The sequence below is a fragment of the Streptomyces griseoloalbus genome (assembly GCA_014650015.1).
GTDB lineage: Bacteria > Actinomycetota > Actinomycetes > Streptomycetales > Streptomycetaceae > Streptomyces > Streptomyces griseoloalbus.
Genome location: BMUD01000001.1, coordinates 115,166 through 134,650 on the forward strand (window position 1 = coordinate 115,166; position 19,485 = coordinate 134,650).

At 70.4% G+C, this 19,485-nt stretch carries 20 protein-coding genes, 1 tRNA gene and 1 riboswitch; of the genes, 14 read left to right on the forward strand and 7 right to left on the reverse strand.

Annotated features, from left to right (window positions below):
• The first annotated feature begins 28 nt into the window (after positions 1-28).
• From rph to rdgB, 3 genes are all read left to right on the forward strand, one after another.
• A complete protein-coding gene (gene rph / locus IE178_RS00485) occupies positions 29-766 on the forward strand; it encodes a ribonuclease PH (protein WP_184760369.1) in 738 nt (245 codons plus the stop codon).
• 141 nt (positions 767-907) lie between these two features.
• Positions 908-1,306, forward strand: a complete 399-nt coding sequence (locus IE178_RS00490) for a hypothetical protein (RefSeq protein ID WP_193510868.1) — start codon at positions 908-910, stop codon at positions 1,304-1,306.
• Between the two features lie 36 nt (positions 1,307-1,342).
• On the forward strand, positions 1,343-1,945 hold the full coding sequence (gene rdgB, locus IE178_RS00495; RefSeq protein ID WP_193510869.1) for an RdgB/HAM1 family non-canonical purine NTP pyrophosphatase: 603 nt from the start codon (positions 1,343-1,345) through the stop codon (positions 1,943-1,945).
• 62 nt (positions 1,946-2,007) lie between these two features.
• Here the strand turns inward: rdgB and IE178_RS00500 are convergent.
• From IE178_RS00500 to bcp, 3 genes are all read right to left on the reverse strand, one after another.
• A tRNA-Leu gene (locus tag IE178_RS00500) sits at positions 2,008-2,092 on the reverse strand.
• Between the two features lie 52 nt (positions 2,093-2,144).
• On the reverse strand, positions 2,145-3,158 hold the full coding sequence (locus tag IE178_RS00505) for an HNH endonuclease signature motif containing protein (RefSeq protein WP_193510870.1): 1,014 nt from the start codon (positions 3,156-3,158) through the stop codon (positions 2,145-2,147).
• Positions 3,159-3,295: 137 nt separating this feature from the next.
• Positions 3,296-3,763 (reverse strand): thioredoxin-dependent thiol peroxidase, encoded by a 468-nt coding sequence (bcp, locus tag IE178_RS00510; protein WP_184760374.1) that lies wholly within the window; start codon positions 3,761-3,763, stop codon positions 3,296-3,298.
• Positions 3,764-3,903: 140 nt separating this feature from the next.
• Between bcp and IE178_RS00515 the strand changes: the two genes are divergently transcribed.
• The 3 genes from IE178_RS00515 to IE178_RS00525 all read left to right on the forward strand — a co-directional run bounded on the left by IE178_RS00515 (position 3,904) and on the right by IE178_RS00525 (position 5,137).
• The gene (locus tag IE178_RS00515) at positions 3,904-4,233 is read left to right on the forward strand and encodes a DUF3618 domain-containing protein (RefSeq protein ID WP_184760375.1); all 330 of its coding nucleotides are present in this window, start codon (positions 3,904-3,906) and stop codon (positions 4,231-4,233) included.
• A 44-nt stretch (positions 4,234-4,277) separates the two neighbouring features.
• Positions 4,278-4,634 (forward strand): GroES family chaperonin, encoded by a 357-nt coding sequence (locus IE178_RS00520; RefSeq protein WP_184760376.1) that lies wholly within the window; start codon positions 4,278-4,280, stop codon positions 4,632-4,634.
• A gap of 87 nt (positions 4,635-4,721) precedes the next feature.
• Positions 4,722-4,783, forward strand: a riboswitch (guanidine-III (ykkC-III) riboswitch).
• A gap of 33 nt (positions 4,784-4,816) precedes the next feature.
• On the forward strand, positions 4,817-5,137 hold the full coding sequence (locus IE178_RS00525) for a DMT family transporter (protein ID WP_193510871.1): 321 nt from the start codon (positions 4,817-4,819) through the stop codon (positions 5,135-5,137).
• A gap of 6 nt (positions 5,138-5,143) precedes the next feature.
• Here the strand turns inward: IE178_RS00525 and IE178_RS00530 are convergent, their stop codons facing one another.
• Positions 5,144-7,501 (reverse strand): transglycosylase domain-containing protein, encoded by a 2,358-nt coding sequence (locus IE178_RS00530; RefSeq protein ID WP_193510872.1) that lies wholly within the window; start codon positions 7,499-7,501, stop codon positions 5,144-5,146.
• Between the two features lie 269 nt (positions 7,502-7,770).
• Here IE178_RS00530 and IE178_RS00535 point away from each other — a divergent pair, with 269 nt between their 5' ends.
• From IE178_RS00535 to IE178_RS00550, 4 genes are all read left to right on the forward strand, one after another.
• On the forward strand, positions 7,771-8,571 hold the full coding sequence (locus IE178_RS00535; RefSeq protein ID WP_184760379.1) for an ABC transporter permease: 801 nt from the start codon (positions 7,771-7,773) through the stop codon (positions 8,569-8,571).
• Positions 8,564-9,385 (forward strand): ABC transporter permease, encoded by an 822-nt coding sequence (locus IE178_RS00540; protein WP_193510873.1) that lies wholly within the window; start codon positions 8,564-8,566, stop codon positions 9,383-9,385. The genes IE178_RS00535 and IE178_RS00540 overlap by 8 nt, the downstream gene beginning before the upstream one ends.
• A 24-nt stretch (positions 9,386-9,409) precedes the next feature.
• Entirely contained in the window at positions 9,410-10,384 is a 975-nt protein-coding gene (locus IE178_RS00545) for an ABC transporter ATP-binding protein (protein ID WP_193510874.1), read from the forward strand.
• 244 nt (positions 10,385-10,628) lie between these two features.
• Positions 10,629-11,444 (forward strand): DUF1707 SHOCT-like domain-containing protein, encoded by an 816-nt coding sequence (locus IE178_RS00550; protein WP_193510875.1) that lies wholly within the window; start codon positions 10,629-10,631, stop codon positions 11,442-11,444.
• A gap of 140 nt (positions 11,445-11,584) precedes the next feature.
• Here the strand turns inward: IE178_RS00550 and IE178_RS00555 are convergent, their stop codons facing one another.
• Positions 11,585-12,952 (reverse strand): SGNH/GDSL hydrolase family protein, encoded by a 1,368-nt coding sequence (locus tag IE178_RS00555; protein ID WP_193510876.1) that lies wholly within the window; start codon positions 12,950-12,952, stop codon positions 11,585-11,587.
• Between the two features lie 219 nt (positions 12,953-13,171).
• On the opposite strand from IE178_RS00555, the gene IE178_RS00560 reads away from it, so the two are divergent.
• Both IE178_RS00560 and IE178_RS00565 read left to right on the forward strand, forming a co-directional pair.
• Positions 13,172-14,518 (forward strand): DUF445 domain-containing protein, encoded by a 1,347-nt coding sequence (locus tag IE178_RS00560; protein WP_193510877.1) that lies wholly within the window; start codon positions 13,172-13,174, stop codon positions 14,516-14,518.
• Positions 14,519-14,813: 295 nt separating this feature from the next.
• The gene (locus IE178_RS00565; protein ID WP_193510878.1) at positions 14,814-16,328 is read left to right on the forward strand and encodes an MFS transporter; all 1,515 of its coding nucleotides are present in this window, start codon (positions 14,814-14,816) and stop codon (positions 16,326-16,328) included.
• Between the two features lie 64 nt (positions 16,329-16,392).
• On the opposite strand, the gene IE178_RS00570 is transcribed toward IE178_RS00565, so the two are convergent.
• The gene (locus tag IE178_RS00570) at positions 16,393-16,695 is read right to left on the reverse strand and encodes a hypothetical protein (RefSeq protein ID WP_184760386.1); all 303 of its coding nucleotides are present in this window, start codon (positions 16,693-16,695) and stop codon (positions 16,393-16,395) included.
• A 235-nt stretch (positions 16,696-16,930) separates the two neighbouring features.
• Positions 16,931-17,389 (reverse strand): winged helix-turn-helix transcriptional regulator, encoded by a 459-nt coding sequence (locus IE178_RS00575; RefSeq protein ID WP_184760387.1) that lies wholly within the window; start codon positions 17,387-17,389, stop codon positions 16,931-16,933.
• An 83-nt stretch (positions 17,390-17,472) separates the two neighbouring features.
• On the opposite strand from IE178_RS00575, the gene IE178_RS00580 reads away from it, so the two are divergent.
• Both IE178_RS00580 and IE178_RS00585 read left to right on the forward strand, forming a co-directional pair.
• Positions 17,473-18,648 (forward strand): MFS transporter, encoded by a 1,176-nt coding sequence (locus IE178_RS00580; RefSeq protein WP_193510879.1) that lies wholly within the window; start codon positions 17,473-17,475, stop codon positions 18,646-18,648.
• Between the two features lie 297 nt (positions 18,649-18,945).
• Entirely contained in the window at positions 18,946-19,374 is a 429-nt protein-coding gene (locus IE178_RS00585) for an Hsp20/alpha crystallin family protein (protein WP_193511167.1), read from the forward strand.
• Positions 19,375-19,485: the final 111 nt, after the last annotated feature.

The window sequence follows — 19,485 nt, forward strand, 5'->3', positions numbered from 1 at the left end:
GAACACCGCTACGGCTAGGCTCGACGCCATGTCTCGAATCGACGGCCGCACCCCCGAACAACTCCGCCCGGTCACCATCGAACGCGGCTGGAGCAAGCACGCCGAAGGCTCCGTCCTCGTCTCCTTCGGCGACACCAAAGTCCTCTGCACCGCCTCCGTCACCGAAGGCGTCCCCCGCTGGCGCAAAGGCAGCGGCGAGGGCTGGGTCACCGCCGAATACGCGATGCTCCCCCGCGCCACCAACACCCGCGGCGACCGCGAGTCCGTCCGCGGCCGCATCGGCGGCCGCACCCACGAGATCAGCCGACTCATCGGCCGCTCCCTGCGCGCCGTCATCGACTACAAGGCCCTCGGCGAGAACACCGTGGTCCTCGACTGCGACGTCCTCCAGGCCGACGGCGGCACCCGCACCGCCGCCATCACCGGCTCCTACGTCGCCCTCGCCGACGCCATCACCTGGGCCCAGTCGAAGAAGCTGATCCGCGCCGGCCGCCGGCCCCTCACCGGCACCGTCAGCGCCGTATCCGTCGGCATCGTCGGCGGAATCCCCCTCCTCGACCTCTGCTACGAGGAAGACGTCAAGGCCGACACCGACATGAACGTCGTCTGCACCGGCGACGGCCGCTTCGTCGAGGTCCAGGGCACCGCGGAAGCCGAACCCTTCGCCCGCGACGAACTCAACGCCCTCCTCGACCTCGCCGTCACCGGCTGCACCGAACTCGCCGCCGCACAGCGCGCGGCACTTGATACCGTCCTCGAAAGGTAAAGGACGCACCAAGACAGGTGGCCGACGCGGAGCAACCGCGCCGGCCACCCCCGCGTCTGAACAGGTACGGGCGCACGGCTCAACCCCGGGCGCCCGGCCAACGAACCGGGCCGACCGGCCCGACGAGGGAGGGACCGTTCCATGGCCGCGAGCCGCCGACGCCGCACCACAGCCGTCGCCGCCACCCTGGCAGCCGTCGCGCTGACCGCCGGACTCACCACCGGCTGCGCCGCCGTCGACAAGGCACTGGACTGCGTCCAGACCGCCGACGCCATCGCCGACAGCGTCACGGACATGCAGCAGGCCGTCGAGAACGCCTCCAACGACGTCACCCAGCTCGAGGAATCCCTCGACAACATCGACAAGAACCTCGGCGACCTCGGCGACAAGACCGACAACGCCGACGTCGGCGCGGCCGTCGACAACCTCGGAAAGGCCGTCGAGAACGTCCGCACCTCCATCGAGAACGGCGACAAGACCCCCGACGTCAGCCCCGTCACCGACGCCGCCGGCGAACTGACCAAGGTCTGCACCCCGTAGCGAACGAGTCACCATGGGCCCAGGGATACTGGGCCCATGACCCGCCTGATCCTCGCCACCCGCAACGCCGGAAAGATCACCGAACTGCGGTCGATCCTCGCCGACGCGGGACTCCCCCACGAACTCGTCGGCGCCGACGCCTACCCCGACATCCCCGACGTCAAGGAAACCGGCGTCACCTTCGCCGAGAACGCGCTGCTCAAGGCCCACGCCCTCGCCCAGGCCACCGGCCTCCCCGCCGTCGCTGACGACTCCGGCCTCTGCGTCGACGTCCTGGGCGGCGCCCCCGGCATCTTCTCCGCCCGCTGGGCGGGCCGCCACGGCGACGACAAGGCCAACCTGGACCTGCTGCTGGCCCAGCTCGGTGACATCGCCGACGAGCACCGGGGAGCCCACTTCGCCTGCGCGGCGGCGCTGGCGCTCCCCGACGGCACGGAGCGCGTGGTCGAGGGCCACCTGAAGGGCACCCTCCGCCACACCCCCGCAGGCACGGGCGGCTTCGGCTACGACCCGATCCTCCAGCCGGAGGGCGAGACGAGGACGTGCGCGGAACTGACGGCCGCCGAGAAGAACGCGATCAGCCACAGGGGGAAGGCGTTCCGCGCGTTGGTGCCGGTGGTGCGGGAGCTGTTGGGCTGAGTAACAGCGAGGGGCCGCCCGACATGAATCGACAGAGTCGGTCGGGCGGCCCCTTCATGCCGTGCGGCCGGTGGGACTCGAACCCACACGGGTGTTAACCCACTGGGACCTAAACCCAGCATGACTGCCAAATTCCATCACGGCCGCTCAAAATCGGTCATGACGCCTGACCGGCGACCTTAGTGTACGGGGGAACCGGTCACCCTGCGAGGCCCGCCCTTGCCTTCCGGCGACACCACGTCTCCGTCAGGGCGTGGCAGTTGGGACACAGGTACCGCAGGTTCTCCCGACGGTTGTCGCGCCAGTCTCCGTTGACGTGGTCGATCTGCAGGGTGATGGGCCGCCCCAGCCACTCTCCGGTGTTGCCGCACCTCTCGCAGGCGTAGGGCACTCCGAGTTCGGCCAGGGCCCGGTGGAGCTGAGCCCTGTTGGTGCGCCCCGCGTGGTCGGGGAGGACGACCAGCACTCGGTGGGCGACGGGTGTGGGTGCGGGCCGCTCGGGCCGCCCCCAGCTTCGTCTCGTGAAATGGCTCGTGTCGAGGCAGAGGCGGGCTGCCGCACGTCGGACGCGCCGATGATTGGTGTCGGTCACGTCCAGCCCGAGACCACGTATCACGTCGGCGTAACTCGTTGAGGTCCGCACCAGTTCGCGGAGCCTGTCCTCGGGGAGCGCGATACGCCGGTAAGCGAAGTGCCCTACGTCGATTCCTCGAGCGCGCAGCATGCGACTCAGCATCGCGCGTGACCGGCTGTCGTCCGGTACGCCGAGGGCGCGGGCCATTCCGCGCATACTGGTCGCTGACGCCGCCGCTTTTCTCAGTTCCTCGGTGGTGAACGGCAGATCCGGCTCGCCGCGATCGATACCGGGAAAATGACTGATGTCGATGCCCGCCGCGAGAATGCGACGCCGGATGTGGGAAAGGGCCCCGGTGGCAGGAGTGGCACCGAGCTGGAGGGCCACTTCGCGAAGCGATGACGACGATGCGGCGGCCGCGGCGATGGCTGCGTCCGGGTACTTGCGCCAGGGGCCGCGTTGGGCGAAGTGGCTTGTGTCCAGTCCATGGGCGGCCACCTTCTCCTGCAGTGTGCGCCGCTGTCCCCCACTGGGGTTGAGACCGAGTCGCCGCATCAGGTCGGCCCAATTACGGGCCTGGGGGATGACCGAGGCGAGTTGCTCCTTGCCGTACGGATCCGTTACGCGCCGCGTGGCCATGCGTCCCCTCCGCTTCCTCGACCACCCGTTCGTGGTCTCGTACGGAGTAACGAAACGGATATCGGACGGTCACGTGCGAAAAGCGGAACGGCCCCTGCCGGGAATCCGGTAGGGGCCGTTCCGTCGGCGTGGTGGGGTCAGATGCCCAGATCCTTGATGATCTTGGCCACGTGGCCCGTCGCCCGGACGTTGTAGAGGGCGCGTTCGACCTTGCCCTCCTCGTCGACGACGATCGTGGAGCGGATGACGCCCATGTAGGTCTTGCCGTAGTTCTTCTTCTCGCCGAAGGCGCCGTAGGCGTCGAGGACCTTCTTGTCCGGGTCGGCGAGGAGGGTGACCTCGAGGGACTCGGCCTCGCGGAACTTGGCGAGTTTCTCGGGCTTGTCGGGGCTGATGCCGATGACGTCGTAGCCGGCGCCCGCCAGCAGCTCCAGGTTGTCCGTGAAGTCGCAGGCCTGCTTGGTGCAGCCGGGGGTGAGGGCGGCCGGGTAGAAGTAGACGATGACCTTGCGGCCCCTGTGGTCGGCCAGGGACACCTCGTTGCCGTCGGCGTCGGGCAGGGTGAAGGCGGGGGCCTCGTCCCCGGTCTTGAGGCGTTCGCTCATCGTCTCTGGTCTCCTCGTACGTACGCGCTGGGTGGATCGGGTGCCGGGATCGAGGGTAACCGGGGGTCCTGACCGTGCGCGGCGGTGTGAAGCTGACAGACTGTCCGGCACAGGTATCAGCGGATTTCGGAGGCGGCACGGTGGCGGACACGGCGGACACCAGAACCCCGGCGGAGATCGAGGCGGACATCAGGCGCCGTCGTGCGGTGCTGGCCGAGACCCTGGACGAGATCGGTGTGCGGGTGCACCCGAAGACGATCGTGGGGGATGCCAGGGCCCGGGTGGTGTCGCATGTCGATCACACGCTCGGGCGGGCGTACGTCCGCGTCAACGGTGTGGTGAGTGACGTCAAGGCGCAGTTCGTGGACGAGGGCGGTGCGCCGCGGCTGGAGCGGGTCGTGCCGGTGGCGGTGCTGGTGGTGGGGGTCGTGGGGCTGGTGGCCCTGGGGTCCCGTCGGCGCAGGCGTTGACCCCGCCCGCCTCGGTTCGCGGTGAAGGCAGGTAGGTTTCAGGCGTGAGCGCGAAGAGACACGAGCACGGTTCCCAGGACGACAAGCTGCCCATCCGGATGCTGCACGATCGGGTCCTCGTGCGGCAGGACACGAGTGAGGGCGAGCGGCGTTCGGGTGGCGGCATTCTGATTCCGGCGACGGCGGCGGTGGGTCGTCGGCTGGCCTGGGCCGAGGTGGTCGCGGTGGGGCAGAACGTACGGACCGTGGAGCCGGGTGACCGGGTGCTGTTCGATCCGGAGGACCGGGCGGAGGTCGAGGTGCGGGGCACCGGGTATGTGCTGATGCGGGAGCGTGATCTGCACGCGGTGGCCGCGGACCGGTTCGAGGGTTCTGAGGATTCGACCGGCTTGTACCTGTAGATCGATGGGGAGAAGGGGCTGGTGACCGTGGTCACCAGCCCCTTCTCGGTTTTCGGGCCAGGGCCTGTCGGACAGGCCCTAGGGTGGGAGGACCCTTCGGGGTCCCGACGAGACGCGCCGTACCGGGGTGAAGGCAAAGACGACGCACCCCCGTTTCCGTTCGTGTCCCGGAGGTGCCTGTCATGGCCTGGGTTCTGCTTGTCGTCGCCGGTCTGCTGGAGGTGGGCTGGGCGGTCGGTATGAAGTACACCGATGGTTTCACCCGGCTCGTGCCCAGTGTTCTCACCGGTGCGGGCATCGTGGGCAGCATGCTGTTGCTGTCGTATGCCGCTCGTACGCTGCCCATCGGTACGGCGTACGGCGTGTGGGTGGGGATCGGTGCGGCCGGGGCGGCGGTGCTGGGGATGGTGGTGCTGGGTGAGCCGGTGACCCTCGCGCGGGTCTTCTTCGTCTGCCTGTTGCTGGTCGCGGTAGTGGGGTTGAAGGCGACCTCCGGGCACTGACCGGGTTCACCACCAGTCTCCGCGGTTGTTCTGGGTGAGGGCGCCGGTCAGGCCGTCCTGGCCGGTGAGGCCGTCCCCGTTGGCGTCGCCGTCGTCGGTGTCGCCGTCGCCGGTGTCTCCCGTGGTGCCGCCGTCGGTCGTCCCGCCGGTGTTCCCGCCGTCTGCGCCCGTGGTGGCGCCGCCGGTCGTCCAGTCGTCCGGCTGTTCCGCGGTGTCGTCCGGGGTGCGGCTGCCGGTGCCGGTGGCGTCCGGTGTCCCGCTGTCGAAGTTGTCGGTCGGGTCGCCGGGGGAGCGCGGGCGCATGCTGGTGTCGTCGTCGGGTGGCTGGGTCCGCCAGGCGCCGGGCTGGAGGCGGAGGTCGAAGGCCTTGACGGGCTGGCCCTTGAGGGCGTCGCGGGTGTACTGGCCCCAGATTTCCGCGGGGGCGCCGCCGCCGTTGACGCGGGGCAGGCCCATGGCGCCGTAGAGGGGTGTGTGGCCGGCGGTGACGGGGTCCTGGCCCATGACGGCGACGACGGTGGCGAGGTCGGGGGTGTAGCCGGCGAACCAGGCGGCGGTGTCCTCCTCGGCGGTGCCGGTCTTGCCGGCGGCGGGGCGGCCGGCTGTCTGGGCGGCGGTGGCGGTGCCCTTCTCGACGACGCCGCGCAGGACGGAGGTGGTGGTGTCGGCGGCTTGGCGGCTGACGGCCTGGCGGGGGCGGCGTTCGGGCAGTGGGACGGTGTCGGGGCCCCTGGTGACCTTTTCGATCATCGTGTAGGCGCTGTGCCTGCCGTGGTTGGCGAGGGTCGCGTAGGCCTTGGCCATGTCGAGGACGCTGGCGGTGGCGACGCCGAGGGCGATGGACGGGCCGGCGTCGTCGAGGCTGGGGGTGTTCTTGGACAGGCCCAGGTCGATCGCGGTCTGCCGGACCTTGTCGGGGCCGACGTCGACGGCCATCTGTGCGTAGACGGCGTTGACGGATTTGTCGGTGGCCTCGCGGACGGTGATCCTGCCGTAGTCGCGGTGGTCCTCGTTCTCGGGTGCGTAGCGTCCGCTCCAGCCCTGGACGGGGCGTTCGCTGGTGCCGTCGTAGACGGTGTTGGGGGTGATGGGGCGGCCGTCCTGGGTGCGGGAGTCGTTCTCGACCGCGGAGGTGAAGACGAACGGCTTGAAGGAGGAGCCGACCTGGAAGTCCCGGCGGGTGGCGTTGGGGGTGTACTGCTTGACGTAGTCGACGCCGTTGTACAGGGCGACGACCTTGCCGGTTCTGGGGTCGACGGAGGCGCCGCCCGCGCGGACGTGGGTGTCGACCTTGCGATTCTTCGGGTCGAGCCGGTCCATCAGGTTGTCGTTGACGGCGTCGACGAAGGCGTCCTGTTTGTCTTTGCTGAGGGTGGTGGTGATGCGGTAGCCGCCGGCGTCGAGGGAGGCTTCGTCGACGATGTCGTTCTCGATGAGGTGGTTCTTGGCGATGGTGACGATGTAGCCGCGCTGGCCGGACAGGCCGGTGGGGAGGGTGGTCGCCTTGGGTGTGGGGAACCGCATGCCGTCGCGTTCGGAGGGGCTGAGCCAGCCTTCGTCGACCATGCCGTCCAGGACGTAGTTCCAGCGGTCTTCGACGGCTTCGCGGTTGTGCGGGTGGGTGATGACGTCGTACTGGCTGGGGGCGTTGACGAGGGCGGCGAGGTAGGCGGCGCGGCCGGCGTCGAGTCGGGAGGCGTCGATGCCGTAGTAGGCGTGGGCGGCGGCTTGGATGCCGTAGGCGCCCCGGCCGAAGAAGCTGGTGTTGAGGTAGCCCTCGAGGATCTGGTCCTTGGTCTGTTCGCGGTCGAGTTTGATGGAGATGAAGAACTCCTTCACCTTGCGGGTGACGGTCTGCTCCTGGCGGAGGTAGTAGTTCTTCACGTACTGCTGGGTGATGGTGGAGCCGGACTGTTTGCCCTTGCCGGTGGCGGTGTTCCAGGCGGCGCGGATCATGGCCTGGGGGTCGACGGCGGACTCGGTGTAGAAGTCGCGGTCCTCGGCGGCCAGGACGGCGTGCTGGGCGTCCTTGGAGATCTGGGCGAGGGTGACGTTCTCCCGGTTGACCTCGCCGTCGCGGGCGATGACGGAGCCGTCGGCGTAGAGGTAGACGTTGGCCTGTTGGGTGGCGAGGGCGTTGGCGGCGGGGATCTGCACGAGGTGGTAGCCGAGGAAGAAGCCGCCGACGACGAGCAGGGCGGCGATGAGGAGGCTGCCGAGCGTCGTCCGCCAGGTGGGGATCAGCCGGCGCCATCCGGTGCGCTGGGGGGTGCCTCCCGCCCTGCCCCGGCGGGGGGCGGACGCCTGGGGCCGTCTCGGTGCCCAGCCCCGGTCGGGCTGCTGCGGCTGCGGCTCGTCGCTCATGTCGTGCACGGACTCCTGTTTCGCCTCGTTCGCGTTGTTCGTGGCGTTCGTCGCTGTACGGGTGATGCGTTCCTCTTATTCAAGACTGTCCCATCCGGTGACGCGTTCCCCGGTGACGGCGCGCGTCGCGCACCCGTCCGGCTTCTCACACGCATGGCCCTGTGGGGGTGCTCGCGGGTGGGGGGCGGGGCGGGAAATGCGTGGCGGCGGGCCGGGCGCGCGCACTAGGCTCCTGCGCTTCGGTGCCGGTGCGGAGGAGGGTGGTGGGCGTGGGCTCGGGGCGGCTGTATCTGGCCGTGGCGGTGGGGGGTTTCCGGCGGTACGCGTCGTATCGGGCGGCCACCGCTGCCGGGGTGTTCACCAACACCGTGTTCGGGCTGATCCTCGTGTACACGTATCTGGCGCTGTGGGAGGAGAAGCCGGGGCTCGGGGGGTACGACCAGGCGCAGGCGGTGACGTATGTGTGGCTGGGGCAGTGCCTGTACGCGACGCTGGCCATTCAGGGGGGCGGTGCGGAGAAGGACCTGATGGAGCGCATCCGCACCGGTGAGATCGCGGTCGACCTGTACCGGCCGGTCGATCTGCAGGTGTGGTGGCTGGCGGGTGATGTGGGGCGGGCGCTGTTCCAGATGCTGGGGCGGGGGGTGGTCCCGTTCGTGTTCGGCTGGCTGTTCTTCCCGATGGCGCTGCCGACGGAGGTGACCGTGTGGGCGGCGTTCGCGGTCACGTTGCTGCTGGCGACGGTGGTGAGTTTCGCGATCCGCTATCTGGCGGCCCTGAGCGTGTTCTGGCTGATGGACGGTATGGGCGTCGGCCAGGTGCTGATGATCACGGGGGTGTTCTTCTCGGGCATGGTGCTGCCGCTGAACGCCTTTCCGGGGGTGTACGGCGATGTCGTGCGGGTGCTGCCGTGGGCGGCGCAGATCCAGATGCCGGCGGATGTGCTGATGGGGGAGGCCGAGCCGTTGGGGGCGTTCGCGTTCCAGGCGGCGTGGGCGGTGGCGCTGTTGGCGTTGGGGCGGCTGGTGCAGTCGGCGGCGACGCGTCGGGTGGTGGTGCAGGGTGGGTGAGCGGAGCGTTGTCGCCGAGGGGTTGCGGGCCTACTGGCTGATCGCGGGGATGTGGGTGCGGGCGGGCATGACCTACCGCGCCTCCTTCGTCGCCACGATGGTCGGCAACCTGGTGATGACCGGCATGGACTTCGTGGGGATTTTGCTGATGTTCTCGCAGGTCGACTCGTTGGGCGGCTGGTCGCTGCCCGAGGTCGCCCTGCTGTACGGGCTGTCGGTGACGTCGTTCGGGATCGCCGATCTGGTGCTGGGCTCGATGGACGTGCTGGGTGCCCGGATGCGGGACGGTTCGTTCGACACGCTGCTGGTGCGTCCCGCGCCGGTGCTCGCGCAGGTCGGCGCGGACCGTTTCGCGGTGCGCCGTCTGGGCCGGGTCGTTCAGGGCACGGTGGTGCTGGGGTGGGCGCTGGCGTCGGTGGACGTCGACTGGAGTGTGCCGAAGGTGCTGCTGGTGCCGGTGATGGTGCTCAGCGGTGCGGCGATCTTCTCGGCGGTGTTCGTGGCGGGGGCGGCCTTCCAGATCTTCGCGCAGGATGCCGCCGAGGTGCAGAACGCGTTCACGTACGGCGGGACCACGCTGCTGCAGTATCCGCCGAGCGTGTTCGGGAAGGATCTGGTGCGCGGGGCGACGTTCGTGCTGCCGCTCGCCTTCGTCAACTGGGTGCCCGCGGCCTACCTCCTGGGGCGGCCGTACCCGATCGGTCTGCCGTCGTGGGCGGCGTTCGTGTCGCCGCTGGTGGCGGTGGTGTGTTGTGCGCTGGCGGGTCTGGCGTGGCGGACGGGGCTCAGGTCGTACCGGAGTACGGGGAGTTAGCGAGCGGACATGGACCCTTTCACGATGGACCCTTTCATCGAACTGGACGGTGTCGAGAAGGTTTTCGACGTGCGCCGGAAGACCGGCTTCCTGAAGCGGGAGCGGCATCGGGTGCGGGCCGTCGACTCGATCTCCTTCACGGTGGCGCGCGGTGAGATGGTCGGCTACATCGGCCCGAACGGCGCCGGGAAGTCGACGACGATCAAGATGCTGACCGGGATTCTCACGCCGAGCGGCGGCCGGCTGCGGGTCGCCGGGATCGATCCCTCCCGTGAGCGGAAGCGGCTGGCGCACCGGATGGGGGTGGTGTTCGGGCAGCGTACGACGCTGTGGTGGGACCTGCCGCTGATCGACTCGTACAAGCTGATGCACCGCATGTACCGCATCCCGGACGCGCGGTACCGCGAGAACCTGGACCGGATGGTCGAACTCCTGGATTTGGGCGAGCTGTTGGCCGTGCCGGTGCGTCAGCTGTCGCTGGGGCAGCGGATGCGCGGGGACATCGCGGCGGCGCTGCTGCACGACCCGGAGGTGCTGTACCTCGACGAGCCGACCATCGGTCTGGACGTCATCTCCAAGACGAAGGTGCGGGACTTCCTGCGGCAGTTGAACGCCGAGCGCGCCACGACGGTGCTGCTGACCACGCACGATCTGCAGGACATCGAGCAGTTGTGCTCGCGGGTGATGGTCATCGACCACGGCCGGCTGGTGTACGACGGTGCGCTCGCCGGGTTGCACGAGGCGGGGGAGAGCGAGCGGACCCTGGTGGTGGACCTGGAGCGGGAACTCCCGCCGATCGAGGCGCCGCCGCCGGCGCGGGTGGTCCGGGTGGAGGGGCCGCGGCAGTGGCTGGCGTTCCCGGCGTCGGCGTCGGCGGCGGGGCTGGTGGCGCGGATCGCGGCGGAGTATCCACTGGTCGACCTGTCGGTGCGGGAGCCCGACATCGAGGCGGTCATCGCGAAGATGTACGCGGAGCGGGCCGACCGGGCGGTCTCGTAGCCGCCGAGGTCGTCGTGGCCCTCTGTAGCCGATGCAGCCGTTGTAGCCGCTGTAGCCGCTGGTAGCTGTCGTGGCCGTCGTGGCCGGGCGTCGTAGGCGTCGTGGCCCTCTGTAGCCGTTGCAGCCGTTGCAGCCGTTGCAGCCGTTGTAGCCGCTGGTAGCTGTCGTGGCCGTCGTGGCCGGGCGTCGTAGGCGTCGTGGTCGTCGTAGCCGTGTGGTGGAGGCAACTCGTAGGCTGCTGGGTATGACCGACGACGCAGCCGCCCGGGACCTTCGCGCCTCCGACGCCGACCGTGAACGGGTCGCCGAGATCCTGCGGGACGCCCTCACGGAGGGCCGCCTCGACATGGAGGAGTTCGAGGAGCGGCTGGACGCGACGTACAAGGCGCGGACGTACGGGGAACTGGCGCCGATCACGCGCGATCTGCCGGGCCACGGCACGGCGGCGGTGCCCGCCGTCTCCCTGATGAAGGACCCGGAGCGGGGCGGTGACTGGGGGGACCGGATCGTCGGCGGTGACGAGGGCACGTCGACGTGGGCCGTGGCCGTGATGTCGGGCTTCCAGCGCAAGGGCCACTGGACGGCGCCGCGGCGGTTCAACTGCTTCGCCTTCTGGGGTGGCGGGGAGATCGATCTGCGGGAGGCGTACTTCGCGGACCGCGAGATCGTGATCAACGCCGTCGCGATCATGGGCGGGGTGGACGTCGTCGTCCCGCCCGGGGTCGAGGTGGTGGTGCGCGGCATCGGCATCATGGGCGGCTTCGACCACCGCGAGGAAGGCGTACCGGGCGAGCCGGGCGCGCCCCGGGTGATCGTGACGGGCCTGGCCTTCTGGGGTGGCGTCGGCGTCCAGCGCAAGCTCCCCCGCTCGGAGAAGCAGCGGCTGCGCGAGGAACGCCGCCGCCAGAAACTGGAACGCAAGGAGAACGGCCGCCGGGAACTGGAAGGCTCCCGCCGCGACCCCCACGGCCTTCACGACCCGCTGGGCCTGGACCTCCACGGCCGGCCCGACCGGCAGCCGGAGGAAAGGGGGGACCACCGGCGGGACGGGGACCGCTGAGCGGCTCCCGCTCCACCAAGCCCGGCACGCGCCCGCACCTCCCGGCACGCGCCCGCACCTCCCGGCACACGGGCGTACCGGTCGCGGCCGGCCGCCGGCGGTCCTGTCCTCCCGCCAACAGTGGGCCGCCCCGCGAGCCCCTACAGCTCCGCCGGTGCCCCGCCCTTCAGCGTGTCCAGGTCGAAGGTCTCCGCCATCCTCGTGTAGCCCTTGTCGCTCGGGTGGAGGTGGTCGCCGGAGTCGTAGTCCGAGCGGAAGCGGCGGGGGTCGTACGGGTCGCGGAGCGCCTTGTCGAAGTCGGCGACCGCGTCGAACACGTGCCCCGCGCGGATCTCCTCGTTGATCCGCTGCCGTACCGCCTCGCGTGCGTCGGTGTGGCCGCGGTGGCCGCCGAACGGCATCAGGGTCGCGCCGACGACCTTCAGCCCTCGGGCGTGCGCCCGCTCGACCAGGGTGTCGAGGCCCGCCACGATCCGGTCCGGGTCGGCGGTGCCGGGGTGGCGCAGGATGTCGTTGATGCCGAGGACGATGACGACGACCTTGACGTTCGTGCGGCCCAGGACGTCGCGGCCGAAGCGGTTCACACCGCTGGGGTTCTCGGCGGGGCGGCCGAGGCCGTCGGTGAGGACCCGGTTGCCGCTGATGCCCTCGTTGACGACGCTGTAGCGCGGCACGTCCCGCCCGGAGGCGAGCGCGTCGCGCAGCCGGTCGGACAGCACGTCCGGCCAGCGGTTGTTGGCACCGGTGGTGGAGGTGATCCCGTCGGTCAGCGAGTCGCCGAGGACGACGACGGTGCCGTCCGACTCGTTGCTCAGCACGTCCAGCGCGGTCACATACCGCCAGAAGGTGCTCTGCTCGGTGTACGCCGCCCCGGTCGCGTCCCGGGTGTGCTCGCCCTCGGCGACGTACGAGATCTGGCGCGCGTGCGGGTGGTAGGTGACCGGGCCGGACGGGGTGGGGGAGTACGTGGTGACCAGGACGTCCCCGTCGTGCGGGACGGCGATGCGCACGATGTCGCTGATCACCTGTCCGCCGGCCGGGATGACGACCGTCGGGCTGCCGGTGAAGGTGAGGTGCCGCATGGTCTCGGCGAGCGCCGCGGCCGTGCCGGAGCCCGCGGAGACGGCGATCGAGGCGTGGGTGATGGTGAGCGGGGACTGGCCGTAGAGGTTGGACAGCGTGACGCGGGCACTCGTACCGCCGGCGCTGGTGTGGACGACGTTGCGCACCGAGCGGCCCGCGAGTCCCGTCATCTCCGTGCCGGGCTCGCCCCCGACCGGGGAGGTGGCCCAGGAGGCGACCCAGGTGCCGGTGGAGGCGGGTGCGGCCGGGTTGTTCCGCTCGCCGCGGCCACCGGCGAGGGTGTTGTGGTGCGTCGTACCGTCGTCGGCCGCCACACCGACGTAGATGGCGGCGGACACCGCCACGATCGCGGCGACGATCGCGGTGAGCAGGGCGCGCTGCCTGGCCGGAGGCGCCCCCGCGCCCCCGTCACGACCCCGGGTCATGCTGTTCTGTTCTCCTCGGGAGATGGGAGCCTCAAGACTCCGATCCGATGACCCCATGATGTGTCATGGGTGGTGGGGAGACCGACGGGACCCCTGGTGATCCCCTAGGTGATCCCCCTGGACAATCCCCCTCCGGACAGACGCCGGGAACTCCTGTCCCGTTCCGGGAGTCGGTCAGGAAGGGACAATGTGTGAGGGATCACCGAGCGGGTGGAGCGGATGGAACAGACCAAAACGGCAGAAACCGGAGACCGGGACGCCGAAGGGCAGCATGCCCCCACCGGCGCGTTCTCGAACCGCGCCATGGCGACCTTCAGCCCCGCGGACGAGGAGAAGCAGCGCGGAGTGCGCCGGATGAAGCTCACCGCCACCGGACTGCTGCTGTTCGTCGCCGTGGTGTACGTCCTCGCCAAGTGGGCCTCCCACGCGGGTGCGGGCGCCTGGGCGGGCTATGTCGCCGCCGCGGCCGAGGCCGGCATGGTCGGCGCGCTCGCCGACTGGTTCGCCGTCACCGCCCTCTTCCGGCACCCCCTCGGCCTGCGCATCCCGCACACCGCGATCATCCCCACCAAGAAGGACCAGCTCGGCGTCTCCCTCGGCGAGTTCGTCGGCGAGAACTTCCTCTCCGAGGACGTCGTGCGGCTGCGGCTGCGCGCCGTCGGCATCGGCAGCCGGCTCGGGGCCTGGCTCGCCGTGCCCGAACACGCCGACCGGGTCACCGCCGAGCTGTCGGCGGCCCTGCGCGGCGCGCTGACCGTGCTGCGGGACTCCGACGTCCAGGCGGTGGTCGGCGAGGCCATCACCCGCCGCGCCGACGCCCAGGAGATCGCGCCCGGCATGGGCAAGATGCTGGAGAAGATCGTCGCCGACGGTGGCCACAGACGCGCCGTCGACCTCGTCGTCACCCGCGCGCACGACTGGCTGGTACTGCACGGCGACTCCGTGATGGACGCCGTGCAGGGCGGTGCGCCCGGCTGGACCCCCAGATTCGTGGACCGCAAGGTCGGCGAGCGTGTCTACCGGGAACTGCTGCGCTTCATCACCGAGATGCGCGACATGCCCGCCCACCCCGCGCGCGGCGCCCTCGACCGCTTCCTCTCCGACTTCGCCTCCGACCTCCAGTCCGACACCGACACCCGCGCCCGGATCGAACGCCTCAAGGGCGACATCCTCGGCCGCGACGAGGTGCAGGACCTGATCGCCTCCGCCTGGACCGCCGTACGCTCCATGATCGTCTCCGCGGCGGAGGACGAGCGCAGCGAACTGCGCCTGCGCGTGCGGGCCTCGCTGCTCTCGCTGGGCGCCCGCATGGCGGCCGACCCCAAGGTGCAGGGCAAGGTCGACGGCTGGGTGGAAGGCGCCGCGGTGTACGTCGTCACCACCTACCGCAAGGAGATCACGTCCCTGATCACGGACACGGTGGCGAGCTGGGACGCCGAGCACACCACGAAGAAGATCGAGGCGAACATCGGCCGCGACCTGCAGTTCATCCGCATCAACGGCACGGTGGTCGGCTCGCTCGCCGGTCTCCTGATCTACACGGTGTCACGGGCCCTGGGGGCGTAGGGCGTCGTACTCCCGCGGACAGCTCGCGGCTGGGCGGGCAGTTCCCCGCGCCCCCAGGGCGCTGCCCGGCCGTGGGTTCCCGCGGCCCCGGCAATCGCCGGCCGGCGGCGACCACAACTCCCCAGGGGCGCGGGGAACTGCCCGCCCAGCCCCAACACACCCGCCAGAGCACCACGCACCGCAAACCTGGAGACCCGCCGGAGCCCACCGCACGCCCGGCGTGAAAAGGCGGGCGGGCGTGAAAACGCCTGCCCGGGGGCACCCGACGAAGGTCGCTTCGCCAGGGAGGGAGCCCATGACCACCGCGCAGTCCGAGACCGGACGCACCATCACCACCAGCATCCCCGCCCGCCTGGACCGCCTCCCGTGGTCCCGCTGGCACTGGACCATCGTCATCGGTCTCGGCACCGTGTGGATCCTCGACGGCCTGGAGGTCACGGTCGTCGGCAACATCGCCGGCCGCCTGTCCGAACCGGGCAGCGGACTGCCCATCACCTCCGGCGAGGTCACCGGCATCGCCGCCGCCCTCTATGTGGCCGGCGCCTGCGCGGGCGCCCTGTTCTGGGGCCGCCTGACCGACATCTGGGGCCGCAAGAAGCTCTTCATGATCACCTTGGCGGTCTACCTCGGCGCCACCGCCCTCACCGCGATCGCCTTCGACACCTGGTGGTTCTTCCTCTTCCGCTTCCTCACCGGCTTCGGCATCGGCGGCGAGTACGCGGCCATCAACTCCGCGATCGACGAGCTGATCCCGGCTCAGTACCGGGGCCGCGTCGACCTGCTGATCAACGGCAGCTTCTGGCTGGGCGCGGTCGGCGGCTCCCTGCTGTCGATCCTCGCGCTGGACACGTCGATCTTCCCGGCGAACGTCGGCTGGCGCCTGACCTTCGCCCTCGGCGCCGTACTCGCCCTGGTCATCCTCCTCGTACGCCGTCACGTCCCGGAAAGCCCCCGCTGGCTGCTGATCCACGGCCGTGACGAGGAAGCGGAACGCATCGTCGGCGACATCGAACGACGGGTCGAGGCCGAGCGGAACGATCCGCTGCCCCGCCCGGAGGGCGAACTGACCATCCACCAGCGCAAGAACGTCACGTTCACCGAGATCGCCCGCACCGTCTTCGCCAAGTACCGCAGGCGCTCCGTCCTCGGCTTCTCCCTCTTCATCGGCCAGGCGTTCCTCTACAACGCCATCACCTTCGGCTTCGGCGCCATCCTGACCACGTTCTTCGACGTGCCGTCAGGCAACACCGGCTACTACTTCGCCGTGATCGCGGTCGGCAACTTCCTGGGCCCGCTGCTGCTCGGCAAGCTCTTCGACACGGTCGGCCGCCGGGTGATGATCTCCGGCACGTACCTGCTCTCGGGCATCCTGCTGTTCGGCACGGCCTGGCTCTTCGACCAGGGTTCACTCGGCGCGACGACCCTCACCGCCTGCTGGTGCGCCGTCCTGTTCTTCGCCTCGGCCGGGGCGAGCAGCGCCTACCTGACGGTCTCCGAGGTCTTCCCCATGGAGACCCGCGCGATGTCCATCGCCTTCTTCTACGCCCTCGGCACCGCCGCAGGCGGCATCAGCGGCCCTCTGCTCTTCGCCGACCTCACCGGCACGGGCAAGGTCGGCGACACGGTCCTCGCCTTCCAGATCGGCGCCGGCCTGATGTGCGCGGCGGGCCTGGTGGCCGCGTTCCTCGCGGTGAAGGCGGAACGCCGCTCCCTGGAGGACATCGCCACGCCGCTCACGGCGGCGGCGTCCAAGGCGAAGGCCGGCACCAGCCCGGACCCGGACCCGGGTGCGCAGCCGGTGACGCCGTAAGCCGGGCGTCGCGCCACCTCGGCCGCCGCCGGGCGCGACACCTCGGCCCCGCCGGTCCGCGACCTCAGCCCCGCCGGTCCGCCACCGCCCACGAAGCGAGCGCCACGGCCCCCGCCACCCCGAACACGGCGGGCCAGGCGCCCACCTTCTTCGCCAGCGGATGCGACCCGGCGAACGCCGCGACATACGCCACCGACAGCGCCCCCGCGGCCTTGCCCCCGGCCCGCTCCCGCCACTGCCGCGCGGCAGCGGCGCCGGCGGCGGCGAGCACGACCCCGCCCAGTTGCCGCTTCCGCGTCCAACGGGCCACGCCGTACCCCCCGACGAGTCCACTCGCGGCCACCACCGAACTGGGAACCTTCGCCATGCCTGTCGCCTCCTGCCACTGCGCCGGCCCACCGGGCCGGGGTCTGAGGACTCCGAGGCTAGCTGTTGCGGGTCGTGACGTTGTTGACAGCCCGCCATTCGAGTAGCCGGCTGATCGACACGGGTACGGGTGGGCCGGGACGTGCCCGCTCTCGGGGTGACGGCCGGCATCATCCGGCCCGAAGCGGGAGTGCGGCGCTGCAGCCGGCTGGGGTGACCCGGATGGTTTTGTGCGGTCAGGGTTCCCTCCGCACGGATGTCGTGTCCGGGTCCATCAAAGCGCCGCATGAGTTCGTGGGCCGCAGCTCGGGCAGCTGGTGTCCGCGGTGGTCGAGGAGAACCGAATGAGCCTCACCGGCGGTGAACGCGTGACGCTCACCCCACTGGCGCAGGGCCACGACAACGGTGAAGAGGTCGCGCCCGGCCGGGGTGAGTGAGTAGACCTGCCGTTTTCCGGAGGGTGCCGTCCGTCGGTCGAGGATGCCGCGCTCGGTCAGCCGGCGCAGCCGGTCGGTGAGGATGTTGCGTGCGATGCCGGTGCGCTGCTGGAAGTCGGTGAAGGCTCGTGCGCCGTCCATGGCGTCGCGAACGATGAGCAGACTCCATCGATCGCCGACCAGGTCCAGAGTGCGAGCGACCGGGCAGGCCGGGTCGGTCCAGCTCACGCCGTCGGCACGGATCTCCGGCTGGGTCATCACGCCTCCCTGGGAGTTGCTGATTGAAACCATTTTGCCGTACCGTGAAACGGTTGCAATCTGCTACTGATTGAGGGGTGCGGATGGGTCCGACCCGTGGCCGTGAAGTGCTGTTCGCCGTCGTCTGCGCGGTCGCCGTCGCGACTCTCTACGCGGCGCAGCCCGTTCTCGCCCAGGTCGGTGACGACCTGGGCGTGCCGGACGCCGATCTGGGGTGGATCGTCACCGCCGGGCAGCTCGGCTACCTGGTGGGGCTGGCCCTCCTCGTCCCGTTGGGCGACATGGTCGACCGGCGCGGACTCATCGCCGGGCACCTCGTGCTGGCCGCGGTCGGTACGGTGCTGGCCGCGGCGGCGGCCCGCACGTGGCTCCTGCTGGCCGGGCTGGCCATCGCCGGTCTGTTCTCGGTCGTCGTCCAAACGACGGTCGCCTACGCCGCCGCCCTGTCCACCCCCGACGAGCGCGGCCGTACCCTCGGCATGGTGACCTCCGGGGTGGTCGTCGGCATCCTCGGCGGACGCGTGGTGGCAGGCGCCCTTGCCGCGGTGTGGGGCTGGCGCAGTGTCTACGCTGCGCTCGCTGTGCTGCTGATCGTGCTGGCGCACCTCGTCATGAGACTCCTGCCACCCGACCCGCGCGCCGGCCGTGCCGCGTACCGACAGGTGCTGACGTCGCTGGGGCGGCTCTTCCGCGAACGCCTGTTTGTCTCGCGCGGGCTGATCGCGTTCTTCCTCTTCGCCTCCTTCGGCACGCTGTGGAGCGGTCTGGCGCTGCCGCTCGGATCAGCCCCATGGCACCTGAGTACGGCGCAGATCGGCCTGTTCGCCATCGCGGGCCTCGCCGGCGCCCTCGGCGCCGCCCGGGCTGGGCGTTGGGCCGATGCCGGATTCGTCGGTGTCGTGACGGGCGGGGCGCTCGTGCTCCTCGCCGCCTCATGGCTGGCTGTGAGTCAGGCATCGTGGTCGCTGTGGCTGGTCGGCGTCGGCGTGCTCGTGCTCGACTTCGCTGTGCAGGCCGTGCACGTGAGTAACCAGCACATCCTCACCACGGCATACCCGTACCGCACCAGCAGCGTCATCGGCGGCTACATGATCTTCTACTCCCTCGGATCGGCCCTCGGAGCAACTGCCACGACCACGGCGTTCGCCACCGCGGGGTGGACCGGCTCCAGCATCGTCGGCGCCGCCTTCGCCATCTGTGCCCTCCTGGTCTGGGCATCCAGCCGCCGACAAGCGGCCGCTCCACACCGACCTGCTTGATCGCCGTGGAAGCACGAGCGCCCTGCCCCCGCCATGTCCCCACTCACTACAGCTACCACCGGCCCCACAGCGCCGCCGACGGACGACCGTCAGCGTCACGACCACGACAGGAGCGTCAGCAACGTCCTGACCTCCTGCGGCCGGCGCTCCGCGGGACAGCCCCGACGCCCAGGCCCGGAGCCGGACGCGCGACACAACATGAGTCCAGGCTTGTCAACTTTCCTCCTCCGAGTTATATAAGAAGGCAAGACCGTAAGGGCATCGCACCGATGACATCCACGGAAGGAGTGACCCGTGATGCTCATGCGTACCGACCCGTTCCGCGAATTCGACCGACTCGCGCAGCAGGTCTTCGGCACCTCTCCCACCGGCCGCCCCACGGCGATGCCGATGGACGCCTACCGGGCAGGGGACGACTTCATCGTCCACTTCGACCTCCCCGGCATCGACCCCGAGACGATCGAGCTCGACGTCGAACGCAACGTCCTCAACGTGCGCGCCGAGCGCCGCTCCCCGGCACCCGAGGGCGCGGAGACCGTGCTCGCCGAGCGCCCCACCGGCACCTTCACCCGCCAGTTGTTCCTCGGCGAGACCCTGGACACGGAACGCATCGACGCGTCGTACGAGGCCGGCGTCCTGACCCTGCGCATCCCCGTCGCCGAACAGGCCAAGCCGCGCCGCATCCGGATCAGCGGCGGTGACAGCCGCAAGCAGCTCGGCGGCTGACCCTCGCGCACCCCACGCGTCCCGCGGACCCGGGCGGTCCGCGGGACGCGCCCCCGTGCCCGTCCGGCCGGAGGGCCGCACATGCCCGGGAAGAACCGGGGCACTGGAGAA

Coding starts and splice junctions, on each gene's coding strand:
- rph (WP_184760369.1), top strand. CDS start 29: ATGTCTCGAATCGACGGCCGCACCCCCGAACAACTCCGCCCGGTCACC.
- IE178_RS00490 (WP_193510868.1), top strand. CDS start 908: ATGGCCGCGAGCCGCCGACGCCGCACCACAGCCGTCGCCGCCACCCTG.
- rdgB (WP_193510869.1), top strand. CDS start 1,343: ATGACCCGCCTGATCCTCGCCACCCGCAACGCCGGAAAGATCACCGAA.
- IE178_RS00505 (WP_193510870.1), bottom strand. CDS start 3,158: ATGGCCACGCGGCGCGTAACGGATCCGTACGGCAAGGAGCAACTCGCC.
- bcp (WP_184760374.1), bottom strand. CDS start 3,763: ATGAGCGAACGCCTCAAGACCGGGGACGAGGCCCCCGCCTTCACCCTG.
- IE178_RS00525 (WP_193510871.1), top strand. CDS start 4,817: ATGGCCTGGGTTCTGCTTGTCGTCGCCGGTCTGCTGGAGGTGGGCTGG.
- IE178_RS00530 (WP_193510872.1), bottom strand. CDS start 7,501: ATGAGCGACGAGCCGCAGCCGCAGCAGCCCGACCGGGGCTGGGCACCG.
- IE178_RS00545 (WP_193510874.1), top strand. CDS start 9,410: ATGGACCCTTTCATCGAACTGGACGGTGTCGAGAAGGTTTTCGACGTG.
- IE178_RS00550 (WP_193510875.1), top strand. CDS start 10,629: ATGACCGACGACGCAGCCGCCCGGGACCTTCGCGCCTCCGACGCCGAC.
- IE178_RS00555 (WP_193510876.1), bottom strand. CDS start 12,952: ATGACCCGGGGTCGTGACGGGGGCGCGGGGGCGCCTCCGGCCAGGCAG.
- IE178_RS00560 (WP_193510877.1), top strand. CDS start 13,172: ATGGAACAGACCAAAACGGCAGAAACCGGAGACCGGGACGCCGAAGGG.
- IE178_RS00565 (WP_193510878.1), top strand. CDS start 14,814: ATGACCACCGCGCAGTCCGAGACCGGACGCACCATCACCACCAGCATC.
- IE178_RS00570 (WP_184760386.1), bottom strand. CDS start 16,695: ATGGCGAAGGTTCCCAGTTCGGTGGTGGCCGCGAGTGGACTCGTCGGG.
- IE178_RS00575 (WP_184760387.1), bottom strand. CDS start 17,389: ATGACCCAGCCGGAGATCCGTGCCGACGGCGTGAGCTGGACCGACCCG.
- IE178_RS00580 (WP_193510879.1), top strand. CDS start 17,473: ATGGGTCCGACCCGTGGCCGTGAAGTGCTGTTCGCCGTCGTCTGCGCG.
- IE178_RS00585 (WP_193511167.1), top strand. CDS start 18,946: ATGCTCATGCGTACCGACCCGTTCCGCGAATTCGACCGACTCGCGCAG.